Annotated in this window: 10 protein-coding genes; 8 read left to right on the top strand and 2 right to left on the bottom strand. The window is 70.7% G+C overall.

Translation table 11 applies throughout. The annotated features are described in order from the left end of the window. Positions 1 to 138: 138 nt before the first annotated feature. Both HNQ07_RS16165 and HNQ07_RS16160 read right to left on the bottom strand, forming a co-directional pair. A complete protein-coding gene (locus tag HNQ07_RS16165; RefSeq protein WP_184113626.1) occupies positions 139 to 1,455 on the bottom strand; it encodes a vanadium-dependent haloperoxidase in 1,317 nt (438 codons plus the stop codon). Between the two features lie 178 nt (positions 1,456 to 1,633). After that, a complete protein-coding gene (locus tag HNQ07_RS16160; RefSeq protein WP_184113624.1) occupies positions 1,634 to 4,129 on the bottom strand; it encodes a G8 domain-containing protein in 2,496 nt (831 codons plus the stop codon). A 151-nt stretch (positions 4,130 to 4,280) separates the two neighbouring features. Between HNQ07_RS16160 and HNQ07_RS16155 the strand changes: the two genes are divergently transcribed. From HNQ07_RS16155 to HNQ07_RS16120, 8 genes are all read left to right on the top strand, one after another. After that, a complete protein-coding gene (locus tag HNQ07_RS16155) occupies positions 4,281 to 5,672 on the top strand; it encodes a nicotinate phosphoribosyltransferase (protein ID WP_184113622.1) in 1,392 nt (463 codons plus the stop codon). After that, positions 5,669 to 6,346 (top strand): hypothetical protein, encoded by a 678-nt coding sequence (locus HNQ07_RS16150; protein WP_184113620.1) that lies wholly within the window; start codon positions 5,669 to 5,671, stop codon positions 6,344 to 6,346. Before HNQ07_RS16155 ends, HNQ07_RS16150 begins: the two co-directional genes overlap by 4 nt. After that, positions 6,336 to 6,806 (top strand): hypothetical protein, encoded by a 471-nt coding sequence (locus HNQ07_RS24135; RefSeq protein ID WP_229832097.1) that lies wholly within the window; start codon positions 6,336 to 6,338, stop codon positions 6,804 to 6,806. Before HNQ07_RS16150 ends, HNQ07_RS24135 begins: the two co-directional genes overlap by 11 nt. Positions 6,807 to 6,809: 3 nt before the next feature. Continuing rightward, positions 6,810 to 7,253, top strand: coding sequence for a riboflavin biosynthesis intermediates N-glycosidase (gene ybiA, locus HNQ07_RS24130; protein ID WP_184113618.1), 444 nt, complete (start codon positions 6,810 to 6,812; stop codon positions 7,251 to 7,253). Further along, a complete protein-coding gene (locus HNQ07_RS16135; RefSeq protein ID WP_229832094.1) occupies positions 7,250 to 7,840 on the top strand; it encodes a nicotinamide mononucleotide transporter family protein in 591 nt (196 codons plus the stop codon). Before ybiA ends, HNQ07_RS16135 begins: the two co-directional genes overlap by 4 nt. Further along, positions 7,833 to 8,825 (top strand): AAA family ATPase, encoded by a 993-nt coding sequence (locus HNQ07_RS16130; RefSeq protein WP_184113616.1) that lies wholly within the window; start codon positions 7,833 to 7,835, stop codon positions 8,823 to 8,825. The genes HNQ07_RS16135 and HNQ07_RS16130 overlap by 8 nt, the downstream gene beginning before the upstream one ends. Positions 8,826 to 8,871: 46 nt before the next feature. Beyond that, positions 8,872 to 9,354 carry a hypothetical protein gene (locus HNQ07_RS16125; protein WP_184113614.1) on the top strand — a complete coding sequence of 161 codons (483 nt, stop codon included), beginning with the start codon at positions 8,872 to 8,874 and terminating at the stop codon, positions 9,352 to 9,354. 263 nt (positions 9,355 to 9,617) lie between these two features. Beyond that, the gene (locus tag HNQ07_RS16120; protein ID WP_184113612.1) at positions 9,618 to 12,659 is read left to right on the top strand and encodes an ATP-binding protein; all 3,042 of its coding nucleotides are present in this window, start codon (positions 9,618 to 9,620) and stop codon (positions 12,657 to 12,659) included. Positions 12,660 to 12,683 lie beyond the last annotated feature (24 nt).

The raw sequence follows: 12,683 nt of genomic DNA, 5'->3' as shown, positions 1-12,683 counted from the left end.
GTGACGTCGGGGGGGACGGTGCGGACGACGGTGGCGATTCCGGTGTACGGGGCCGCCTACGACCACTGAACCCATACCTCTGGACCGCGCCTGTCCCACATTGAGGGGACGGGCGCTCCTCTGTATCTCCCGCGAGCGTCAGGTGAGGGGATGCAGCTTCGGGTTGAAGTGGTGCAGGGCGCGCAATACGGCCAGCTGGCCGATCTGGCGGCCGGCGGCGCGGCCCGCCAGGTCCGCGTCCCGGAAGTGCAGGCCGCCGTAGCGGCGTGACAGGCCCGCCTCGTCCGCGGCGTCGCTGAAGGTCGCCCACGTCAGGCGCACCAGACTCACGCCGTCGCCGTGCCCGACGGGGAGGGTCACGCCGTGCCCGAACACGTCGCTGCCGGTGATCAGGCGCAGGGCGGTGGCGGCCGCCGCGCTGAAGGTGCTGTGCCCGCTGGTGTACTCCGCAAAAGGAGGGGTGCGGCCCGTGCCCGGCCGCCACGCGGAGGCGAGGGGAGCGTGGTTGCCGGGCCCGTCCCAGCCGGGGAGGGCGCGGCCGCGCAGCAGCGAGCGGACAGCGCTGGCGGGCTGCGCGTAGTCGTAGTGGCGTTTGGCATCCCAGCACGACACGCCGGCGTCCATGACCGCCCCCGTCACGGCGAGGAACATGCGGGCGTCCTGCGCGGCGTCGTGCCCGTCGCGTTCCGAGACGAACGTGGCGAACAGCGTCCAGTGACCGGGGGGCAGCTCGCCGCCGGGGCCGTCGGCCCAGTAGTCGGCGGTGGCCTGCTGGATGGGCGTGAGCGTCGCGGAGTACGCGAGCACCTCGCGCACCTGTTCCAGAAATTCCGGCGTGCCCCAGCGGGCGGGCGGGGCGGGCTGGAACTGGTCGGGGCGGCTCAGGGCAAAGGGCGTGACGGTCCCCCAGTGCGGCGCGACGAAGCTCTGCACCTGCCAGCCGCCGTACCCGTCGCTGACGCGCAGCGGCTGCCAGCGCCCGCCGTCGGTGATGCGCTCGGGGGTGTTCACGGGCGCGTAGCCGGTGGTGTCGGCGTACTCGTGGAGCTGGTTCGAGCCGTCGCCGTGCCGGTCAGCCAGGACTTCGGCGGCGGCGAGGTTGCCGACGCCGTGCGGCGTGGCGGGATTGGTGTCGGTGCGGGCCGCGTCCAGGCCCAGGTCGTCCAGCACCGCGGCGAAGGTGGCGGCGCGCGCAGGGAACAGGTCGCTCAGGACCCGGCACGCGGCGTAGGCCATGGCGGTGCGCTGGCGGGCCTCGCTGTGCTCGGCGGCGGGGCGGCGGGTCTGGGCCTTCCAGTGCAGGCCGACCGCGGTGCGGTCGTACGCGGCCCACGCGTCAAATATGGCGGCGTGCAGCATGAACAGCGCCCGCGCGGCCACCGGCGGCCCCGGTGGCGCGGCACGGATCGCCTCCAGCGCAATTTCGTTCCAGACGACGCTCGGCGTGTCCGTCATGTCCGCTGCCCTCCCCTCCCCCGGTCCCCGGCCGGATGGTTCAGGGTAGGAGGGGCCGCGTGATCAGCCCATGACCGGCACAGAGGGCCGGCGCGGTCTCGGAGCAGTCACCCCATCCAGAGCATGACCGTCAACGGAGCTGGGACGAGCGGAGGGGCACCGCGTCCTCAGCACGGCGTTACTGACACAGGGCGGCGGCGCAGATCTCGGCCTCGGCGTAGGTCTCGCCGGGGCGCACGACCAGCTTGAGGTACAGCCGCCCGCCGTCCAGGGCGTAGCTGTCGCCGGTCGTGGCATTCAGGCTGGTCAGGGGCACGGCCTTCAGGCGGTTGCGGTCATCGATCCACCAGTCGCGGTAGACCGCGGGCGCGGCGCTCACGGGAAGGCTGAGCTGGACCACGTCGCCGGGCTGGCGGCCGTCGATGCCCACACGCAGGTGCGTGCTCGATCCGGCGGGCGTCAGGGTGTAGCGCTCGCCCACGCGCACGCTGGTCGAGAAGGATGTGTGGTCGTCCGGCACGCCCACCAGCGTCTGGGCGGCTCCGCGCGCGTTGCCGACCCCCACCGGCCCGATGTGGCCGTCCGTGACGTCCTGCATCCACAGCCGGGCGTACTGGCCGCCGCACACGCTGGCGCCCCACGCGGGCCGCGCCGCGCAGTCCGGGGCGTCCTGCAGGATCGCGCTGCCCGTCACGGTGCGCCCGGCCGTGCCGGTCACGCTGCCGTCCACGTCGAGGAAGGTGGCGGCCGCGTCGCCGTCCCGGTCCGGCTGGGCGGGCGGCAGGTACACGCGCACGCTGTCGTCCAGCCACGTCACGCCCTGCGCGGCGTTCTGCGGGTCGATCGGGAAGGCGTTCTCCGTGAGGTATCCCAGGCCGCTGGCCTGCCGCACGCCGTCCGGGCGGAAGCCGGCGATGGCGGTGTCCTGGATGCGGACACGGCCGTCGTAGAACTGGTAGCCACGGATGGGAAAGGTCGCGTCCCACGGGCGCGGCAGGCTGCGGCCGCCCGCGCCGGTCTTCTCCCACGGCTGCGCCTTGCCCACGTTGGCGGTCTCGCCCACCAGCAGCGAGCCGGTCATGGCGGTCTGGTCGGCGGCGAAGGTCGCGCCGACCGCGTTGTCGGCCAGCGCCGCGCCGGAGAGCGTCAGGTGCTCGCCGCGCAGCCACGCGCCCTGGTCGCGCTGCTTGTACGCGGTGAAGGCCGTGAAGGTGGCCGGGGCGGGCGCGGACTGCTCGTCGGCGGGCGTCACACGCGGCATGTAGTACGTGGTCTCGGTATGGCTGCCGTCGGCCTGCGGGCCGTCGTCCACGTTCAGGCCGCGGTCACCGCTGTGCGCCACGTTGCCGCTGAACTCGCCCAGCGGCGTGCGGCGGTTCCACGTGGTCTGCCCGCTGGCGGCCGCGAGTCCGGTCGGGTGCTCCGGGAAGGCCAGCCAGAAGCCGCTGCCCTCCACGCCGGCTGCGACGTTGCCACGCACGGTATTGGCCGGGTGGCTGATCCAGTAGCCGGCGGGGCTCTGGTCGCTGTCCAGCAGGGGCGTCTGGCCCAGGTCCTTGTCCGGGCGGCGCACCAGGGTCACGAGGTTGCCGCTGATGGTGTTCCCGGTCTCGTCGCCGTCCTCCAGGAAGATGCAGTGGCCGACATTGTCGTAGGTCACGTTGTCTTGCACGCGCAGGTCACTGGTGCCGTGCACGACCACGCAGCGGTTGAACGACTGGTGGATGGAGTTGCCCCGCACGTACGACGCGGGCGCGCTGCCCAGCCGGTGGAAGTGCACCGGATAGCGCCGCAGCGTGTTCACCTGCCCGACCCGCGTGAACTCGGTGCCCTCGATGCGCGCCGCGCCGCTGCCCATCACCATCACGTCCGCGCCCAAGTGCGACTGCGCGGCGTCCTCGCTGGCGGCGACGCGGACGTTGCGGGTCAGCAGGCCGACCTCGGCCCGCTCGACCAGGGTCTTGCCGCCCAGGGTGGTCGTCTGCGCCCAGTGGGTGTACTTCAGGGGCGTGGCGAGCGTGACCTGCGCGCCGCTGACGCGCTGCACGACCACCGCCTCGGTCTGCCCCGGGTCGAAGTCGGTGCTGGCAAGGGTCAGCGTGCTGCCGGGCGCCCAGTCCGGCGCGCGTTCCAGCGTCAGGGTCGAGGTGCCGGCGCTCGCGGTGGCGGCCAGGCGCGTCCACGGCAGCCGCGGCTGGCCGTGCAGTTCCAGCGTGCCGTCCATCACGCCCAGCACGCGGTCACCCATGCCCATGACGTTCTCGCCGGGCGTGGTGTCGGTCAGGATGAGGTCGGCGGCGTGCTGGAAGGGCGCGGCCTCGCTGCCGACGCGCAGCTCGCCGTGCACCATGATCCACTCGCTGGTGAGCGTCAGGTCCTGTTCCGCGAACTCCAGGGCGCTGCCGGCCGGGATGGTCAGGCCCGCCAGCGCGGGCGGCGACACGTCCAGCATCACGCGCTTGCCGGCGGGCAGGGTGACGCTGGCGCCGGCGGCCGGGACCGCGCCGCCCCACGTGGCCGGATCGCTCCAGTTCGCCGTGGGCAGGGTCGCGGTGGGAGCCGGAGCGGTCGGCGGCGTGCCAGGCGGCGTCCCGGTCTCGGCGCCCCCGCCGCCGCAGCTGAGGAGCAGCGTGCACAGGGTCAGGGCGAGGGGCAGGCGGCGGGGCAGACGCATGAACGGATGGTAAATGTGCGCCCGGCCAGTTGGCGTGAAGGACTTCGCAGTGGCACCCCCCACCCCCATCGCCCGCCGCCACTTCTCACTTAACTCATACTACAAAATCTGATTATGAGTCGGCAGCAGGATTCATGCTGGGAGGCATACCATGACCACCACCCACCTCAGCGACGACAACCTGATTCTCGACACCGACTCGTACAAGTCGAGCCACTTCCTCCAGTACCCGCAGGGCACCACGCGGCTGTTCAGCTACCTGGAATCGCGCGGCGGCAAGTACCCCGCCACCCGCTTCTTCGGCCTCCAGTACCTCCTCGACCGCTACCTGACCCGGCGCGTGACCGCCGAGATGGTCGAGGAAGCCCGCGCCGTCATTGAGGCGCACGGCGAACCGTTCCCGTATGACGGCTGGATGCGGGTGGTCCACGTCCACGGCGGCCGGCTGCCGCTGGACATCCGCGCCGTGCCCGAGGGCACCGTCGTGCCCATCCACAACGTCCTGATGAGCGTCACGAACACCGACCCCGAGTTGCCGTGGCTGCCCGGGTGGTTCGAGACCATGCTGATGCGCGTGTGGTACCCCACCACCGTCGCCACGCAGAGCTACTTCATCCGCGAGATCATCCGCGCCGCGCTGGAGAAGAGCAGCGACCGCGCCGCCGAGGAGCTGCCCTTCAAACTCCACGACTTCGGCAGCCGCGGCGTGTCCAGCCGCGAGAGCGCGGGCATCGGCGGTCTGGCCCACCTGATCAACTTCCAGGGCAGCGACACCCTGGAAGCCCTGCGCGTCGGCCGCAACCACTACGGCAGCGATATCGCCGCGTTCTCCATTCCAGCCGCCGAGCACAGCACCATCACCAGCTGGGGCAAGGAGCACGAGGTCGACGCCTACCGCAACATGATCGCCCGCTTCAGTAAGCCCGGCAGCGTGTACGCCGTCGTGAGCGACAGTTACGACCTCAAGAATGCCATCAACCACCTGTGGGGCGACACGCTGCGCCAGCAGGTCATCGACGCCGGCGGCACCCTGGTCGTCCGCCCCGACAGTGGCGACCCCCCCGCCATGGTGCGCCTCGCCGTGAACGCGCTGGCCGCCCGCTACGGCACCACCACCAACAGCAAGGGCTACAAGGTGCTCAACCACGTCCGCGTGATCCAGGGCGACGGGATTGACGAGCAGACCATCCGCCAGATTCTGGGTAACCTCGATGTGGACGGCTACAGCGCCGAGAACGTCGCCTTCGGCATGGGCGGCGCCCTGCTCCAGAAAGTCGACCGCGACACGCAGCGTTTCGCGTACAAGGCCAGCGCCGGGCTGATCGACGGCGCGTACCGGGGCATCTACAAAGACCCCGTGACCGACCCCGGCAAGCGCAGCAAGGACGGCGTGCTCGACCTGATCGAGGAGAACGGCCGCCTGGTCACGAAGGCGTACAAGACCTTCGACACCGACTTCCCCGGCAGCCTGATGCGGACCGTGTTCAGGAACGGAGAACTGCTGGTACGGGACACACTGGACGAGGTGCGGGGGCGGGCATGAGCCAGCAACTGGAACGCCTGTTGCCCATCCTGTCCTTGATTCCGGGCGTGAATATCCCAGCAGGCGTTCTCCAGAGCGTGTATATCGCGGCGAGTCAGCGGAAGATTGAGCAACTGGAGCAGGCCCTCATGTACGAAGTCGGTCTCCTGAACCAAAGAGTTTCAGCGGGACGCCTGATGCTCGACCACGACTATGTCCGTTCAGAAGCGTTCACTGCAAACGTTATGCAAGCACTTCGGGCGGCAGAAGTCGCCGAGTCGGAGAAGAAACTGCGTTTTATTGCACGTGCATTGGCGGGGTGCACACTTGCTCATCCTGCACCGCAAATCGACCGATTCCAAACCCTACGAATTGTTGAGAGCATATCCGACCGTGAACTCCATGTCTTCTTTGAATACTTCCGTCTGCTTGATCCAATAGACCCTTACCACGACATGATTCCGGTCGATTCTCAAGTTTCCATTCCGGGATTGACCCGCCAGCAATTTTTGGCTGCCCTATTGGGGCTTCAGCAACTCGGCCTGCTCACGAAAGAAGCCGTAACCAGCCGGGAAGGCGAGTGGTTGGCGGATATCCCCCGACACACAGGAATGGGCTTTGCGTGGCAGCTCACGGACCTTGCGCGGCAGGTGGCGATGCTCAGTCAGGGTGAGGCGCAGACGTATGAGGAATAACTGGCTCGATACCCTCTTTCCAGCCAACGCGGAGCGCACCGTGCCATGGCCGGCAGTCGGCGCTACGGTGACACTGTGGCGGCCGACGGGCCTGCACGAGTTGCAACTGGTGGCAGACTCCGGGTGGCGTGCGTGGCCGCCCAGGTTGCCGGATCAGCCGATCTTCTACCCGGTGCTCAACCGCCCGTATGCGGAGGAGATCGCGCGGGACTGGAACGCGGCACGCAATGCTCCACCCGTGGGTTTCGTGACGGAGTTCGACGTGCGTGCGGACGTCGCCACCCGCTATGCCATTCAGGTGGTGGGTGCTCAGGATCGGCATCAGGAACTGTGGGTGCCGGCCGAGGAACTTGGAGCGTTCAACGCGGCGATCATCGGGCCGATCCGTGTGGTCGCACATTTTGTGGGCGAGGGCTTCCCAGGCCGGATCAATTCTGTGACCCACCTCCCGGAGGACTGAACCGTGGAACCGATCCTCTTCTACGCGACTGACAAACCCTACGGGGAGTTCAGCAATTTCAGCCGGCACCCCGTCGTGCTGGACGGCATCGAGTGGCCGACGTCCGAGCATTACTTCCAAGCGCAGAAGTTCGCCGGGACGCCGCACGCCGAGGAGTTGCGCGCCCAGCCGACGCCGATGCTGGCGGCGCAGATGGGCCGGCGGCGCGACCTGCCCCTGCGCCCGGACTGGAATGCCGTGAAGGACGACGTGATGCGCGCGGCGCTGCACGCGAAGTTCACGCAGCATCCGGAGTTGCGGGCGCTGCTGCTGGGCACCGGGGACGCCGTGCTGATCGAGCACACGCGCAACGATACGTACTGGGCCGACGGTGGGAACGGATCGGGCCGCAACCGCCTGGGCGAGCTGCTGATGGAACTGCGCGGGCAATTGCGGGAGGAAGCGTGAACGTGTTCGGCCTGGAGATTCCCCCGCTGCTGCTCGACCTGTCGGGCGGCGTGTGCGTGCTGGTCAGCCTGTACTTCCTGTGGTCGAAGTCCAGCGTGTACTGGCACTGGAGCAACCTGTCGCTGCTGCCGTACTTCCTGCTGTTCCTGAGCGGCGGGCAGTGGATGCTGGCGGGCTTGCAGGTCACGTACCTGCTGTTCGGTATTCACGGGCTGTACCTGTGGCACCTGGAGGGGCGGCGCTCGCGGGGAGAGGTGCGCTTCAACGAGCCGCTGTGGTACGGGGTGACGTGGGTGGCGAGCGTGGCGATCTTCGCGTACACCGTGGCGGTCACGGACTTCTCGGCGGCGTGGAATGGGGTGCAGTTCGTGGCGGTGACGTTGTCGCTGGTGGCGAACTTCGGCACCACGCGCCGCTGGGCGTGGTCGTGGCCGGTGTGGATCGTGGTGAATGCCGTGCAGGCGGTGTACTTCTGGCACGCGGCGTACTGGGTGCTGTTCGCGCTCCAGTTCGTGCTGGCCGGCATGAGCGTGCACGGCTGGCGCGCGTGGCGGCGCGACGAGCGGCGGGCGGTCACGTTTGCCTGAGTTCCGGCATGGTCTGGTCGTGGGCAAGTTCGCGCCCCTGCACCGGGGCCACATGCTCGTGCTCGACCGGGCGCTGGCGGCGTGCGACCGGGTGAGCGTGTGGGTGTACTCGCGGCCCGACTTTCCTGATATGCCGTCGCCCCTGCGTCGCGGGTGGCTCCGCGAGCTGTACCCGGCGCGGCTGTTTCCAGGGCTGGAGCTGCTGCCAGACGCGCCGAACCCGCCGCTGAACACCGAGCCGGACGCGGCGCACCGCGCGTATGTCCGGGGCGTGCTGGACGGCTGGGGCGTGCGACCGGACGCAGTATTCACGTCGGAGGCTTACGGCGAGGCGTTCGCGGCGTCGCTGGGCGCGGCGCACGTGTCGGTGGACGCCGCGCGGGTGACTGTACCGGTCAGCGGGACGGCGCTGCGGGCGGACGTACACGGCCTGCGACACTTCCTCGATCCGCTGGTGTACGCGACGTTCGTGCGGCGGGTGGTGATCCTGGGCGCCGAGAGCACCGGCAAGAGCACCCTGACGCGGGCGCTGGCCGAATCGCTGGGCACCACGTGGGTGCGCGAGTACGGCCGCGACGTGTACGAGCGCGAACACGGCGCGCTGTCGCCGGAGCACTTCCTGGAGATCGCGCGGGGTCACCGGGCGCTGGAGGCCGAGGCGGCGGCCACGCCTGGCGTGCACCGCTGGGTGGTCAGCGACACGGACGCCGCGACCACGCTGATGTGGTCGTACCTGCTGACGGGCACCGCCCTGCCGGAGCTGCATGCCCTGGCGGACGCCTGCCGCCGCCGCTACGCACACGTCTTCCTGTGCGATACCGACCTGCCGCACGAGCAGGACGGCTGGCGCGCGAACACCGAGGTGCGCGCCGTGCAGCAGGCCTTCATCCGGCAGGAGCTGCACACACGTGGTGTGCCCTTCCACGACCTGCGCGGCACGGTGCCGGAGCGGGTCGCGCAGGCGCGGGCGGTGCTGGGGGAGTAATCTCCCGTTTCATGTGCCTGTGAGCGCCCACGCTCACGCTGCCGGCATGACTCCATCCACCGTTCGCCGCCTGACCCTGCTGGCCGCCGTGACCGCCGCTGCGGGGCCACTCAGCACGTCGCACGCCATCCTGGACAAGACGCGTTTCGTGGCGCACCTGGGCGCGGCGTATTACGCCTTCCACCACTGGGTGCTCACGCCGTACCGGGCCGGGCGCTTTGCGAGCGGCGCGGCCGGGCGCACGGCCACCTTCGCCAAGGGCGGACTGGCCCTGCTGTTCGCGGCTCACGAGGTCAATGTCGCGGAGAAGGTCGCACATAACAGTCACGACCCGCTGCTGCAGAAGCTCGATGGGGAACTCGTCAAGCTCAAGGGGTCGTTCACGGCCATCGGGAACAGGGCAAAGGCCGGGCAGCTCAGCGACGCGGATATCCAGACCCTGGACGACGCGACCACGCGGATCGGCAGCGACTCGGCGGCCGGTGGTCAGCCGATCAAGGACGTGGCCGCGCCGATTCCCGGCCTGTGAGCCCACGACGCGGCCTTGACAGCTGCGTATTGAGGGTCATGGCAACTTCAGACGGCTACAAGCAACGCAACTGGCGGCAGTTCGGCACACTCGCGGGGTCGTATGACCGCATGGTTTCCTGATCCGGACAGCGCAGTTCATGGCCGATCCCGTGGGAGCGCGTCCGGGGCTGGCGATGCTGGAGGGACCGATGCTCTGACCGGTGCCGGCCGCGGTGCCACATGTTGGCGGGTCTGGCGGCGGCCGCCGGATACAGTGTTTTCATGGCCACGTCCCCTGTCGTCGCCCGTGAACCGGAACTCGCCGCCCTGAGCGGTGCCCTGGGCCGGGCGCTGGGCGGTCAGGGCCAGGTCCGCTTCGTCGTGGGCGAGGCCGGCAGCGGCAAATCGAGCGTGGTGCAGGCGTTCCTGCACGAAGCGCAGGCGGGCGTGCCGGACCTGCTGTGCGCGGTCGGCCAGTGCGACGCGCGCACCGGCGCGGGCGACGCCTACCTGCCCCTGCGGGAAGTGCTCGGCGTCCTGACCGGCACTGCGGCCGCTGCCAGCCGGGCGCTCGGCGACAGCAAGACCAGCGCGCAGCGCCTGTTCGAGGTGTCGGGCAAGGCGATCGCCGAGTTCGGCCCCGATCTGGTCGGCCTGCTCGTTCCCGGCGCCGATCTGGTCTTCAAGATCGGCACCTTCGCCACCCAGGCTGTGTGGGCCGAGAAACTGCGGCGTCAGGCCGAACGCGAGGGTCCGCGCCAGGGCGTGACCCAGGATCAGATCTTCGAGCAGTACACCAACGTCCTGCTGGCCATGGCACGCGAACAGCCGCTGCTGATCGTGCTGGACGACCTGCAGTGGGCCGACGCGGCCTCGCTGGCGCTGCTGTTCCGGCTGGGCCGCCGCCTGGAGGGCAGCCGGATCCTGCTGATCGGCACGTACCGGCCCGACGAGGTGGCGCTGGGCCGCGGCGGCGAGCGCCACCCGCTGGAGGGCGCGGTGAACGAACTGCAACGCTACGGCGGCGACATCACGCTCGATCTGGACGCGGCCCGTCAGCGTTCCGGCCGCGCCTTCGTGGACGCCCTGCTCGACCAGGAACCCAACGCGCTGGACGAGGACTTCCGGCACGCGCTGCACGCGCACACCAGCGGCCACCCGCTGTTCGTGGCCGAGCTGCTGCGGGCCATGCAGGAACGCGGTGATCTGCTCGTGGACGCCCAGGGCCGCTGGACACCGGGCGCCCACCTCGACTGGGACACCCTGCCTGCCCGGATCGAGGCCGTGATCGCCGAGCGCGTCGCGCGCCTGAGTGCCGATCTGCGCGAGGCCCTGGCGGTGGGCAGCGTGGAGGGAGAGCAGTTCACGGCCGAGGTCGTGGCGCGGGTGCGCTCGGTCGAGGCGCGCGGTCTGGTACGTCAGCTCAGCGGAGCGCTTGACCGGCAGCACCAGCTGGTCAGCGCCCTTGGCCTGGAGCGGGCCGGCACGCAGCGGCTGGCCCGCTACAGCTTCCGGCACGGCCTGTTCCAGCGCCACCTCTACGCCCAGCTGGACGCGGTCGAGCGGGCGTACCTGCACCAGGACGTGGGCGAGGCCCTGGAAGCGCTGTACGGGGACGGTGCCGACGCCATCGCGGTGCCGCTGGCGCACCATTTCCTGGCGGCCGGCGACGAGCCCAGGGCGCGGCGTTACCTGCGCGTGGCCGGCCAGGACGCGGCGAGACGCTACGCCCACGACCTCGCCCTGGAGTACTTGACCCGCGCGCTGGCCCTGATTCCGGCGGACGAGGGCGCCGAACGCTTCGGCGCGCTGCTGGCCCGCCAGGAGGTGTACAGCGTGCTGGGCCGGCGCGCCGAGGAGCGGGCCGACCTGACAGCCCTGGAGACGCTGGCGGCCGGCCTGGACGACGCCCACCGGGCGCGAGTCGCCCTGGCACAGGCCGGGTATGCCAACAGCACCGCGGATCTGGACGCGGCGGCGCAGGCCGCCCAGCACGCCGAGGCGCTGGCGAGCGCGGCGGGCGACCAGATCCTGCTGGCCCGGGCGCTGCACCTGCGGGGGGTGGCCGTCAACCGCCAGGGTGACCGGGCCACGGAGGCGCAGACCCTGCTGGAGCGCGCCCTGGCCACCGCGCGCAGCGTCGGCAGCCGTCGGCACGAGGGCCGGGCCCTGCTCGCGCTCGGCAGCCTGGAAGACAACTCCGGGCAGCTGGACGCGGCCGACGCCAGCTACCGGGCCGCCCTCGACCTCTTCGTGGCCCTGGGGGACGTGCAGTCCGAGGTCAATGCCCTGAACAACCTGGGCAGTGTGGCCCGCAAGCGCGGCGACCTAGACGAGGCCGCCGCGCTGTCTGCCCGGGCGCTGGGCAAGGCGCGTTCCATCGGCGACCGGCGGGGCGAGGTGTATCTGCTGATCGGTCTGGGCGCTCAGGCCAGCGCGCGGGCCGAGTTCGCGGCCTCCCAGCAGTCGTTCGAGGACGCGCTGGCCGTTGCCGAGGCGATCGCCGATGCCCGCGGCTGCCTGCTGGCCCACGAGGGCGCCGGCCTGAGCGCCCTGCGGCTGGGGAGGTACGCGGCGGCCCGCGTTCATCTGGACGCGGCGCTGGCGGCCGCGCGCACGCTGGGCGACCGGGTGTCCGAGAGTTACGAGCTGAACAACGTGGCCATGGTGGAGCACGCCACCGGCCGGTACGCGGCGGCGCGGGCCGGCTACGAGGCGTCCCTGGAACTCAAGCGCGCCAGGAACAACCGCTGGGCCGAGGGCTACACGCTGGCGTACGTGGGCCTGCTGGAGCACCACCAGGGGAACCACGCCGCCGCCGAGGCCACGAGCGCCCACGCGCTGGACATCGCCCGCGGGCTGGGGGCGCTGGCGGAAGTCGCCAGCGCCCTGACCGTGCGGGGCCACGCCCTGGCCGCGCTGGGACGCGCCGACGAAGCGTCGGCCGCATACCGTGAGGCCCTGGAACTGCGCCGCGCGCTGCGGCAACCGCACCTGGCGTGCGAGCCGCTGGCCGGTCTGGCGCGTGTGGCGCTGTCGGCGGGGGGTCTGGCCAGCGCCCGGGAACACGTCCAGGACATCCTGGGGGTTCTGGACGCCGGCGGCACGCTGGACAGCGCCGACGAGCCGCTGCGGGTGTGGCTGACGTGCATCCGGGTGCTCCAGGCCGCCGGTGAGCCCAGGGCCGGACTCCTGCTTGTCGGAGCGCACCACCGCCTGCAGCGTCTGGCCGCCGCCCTGCCGGACGACGAGGCCCGGCAAGACCTGTGGGCGCTGCCCCACCACCGCGAGGTGCTGGACCTGTGGACGACGCAGGAGCGCTGACCTGGGCCAGGCCGGTCTACACTG

It is taken from the genome of Deinococcus metalli (assembly GCF_014201805.1).
Classification (GTDB): domain Bacteria; phylum Deinococcota; class Deinococci; order Deinococcales; family Deinococcaceae; genus Deinococcus; species Deinococcus metalli.
The sequence above is the reverse complement of the archived record's forward strand: the minus strand, read 5'-3'. Positions and strand labels throughout refer to the sequence as shown.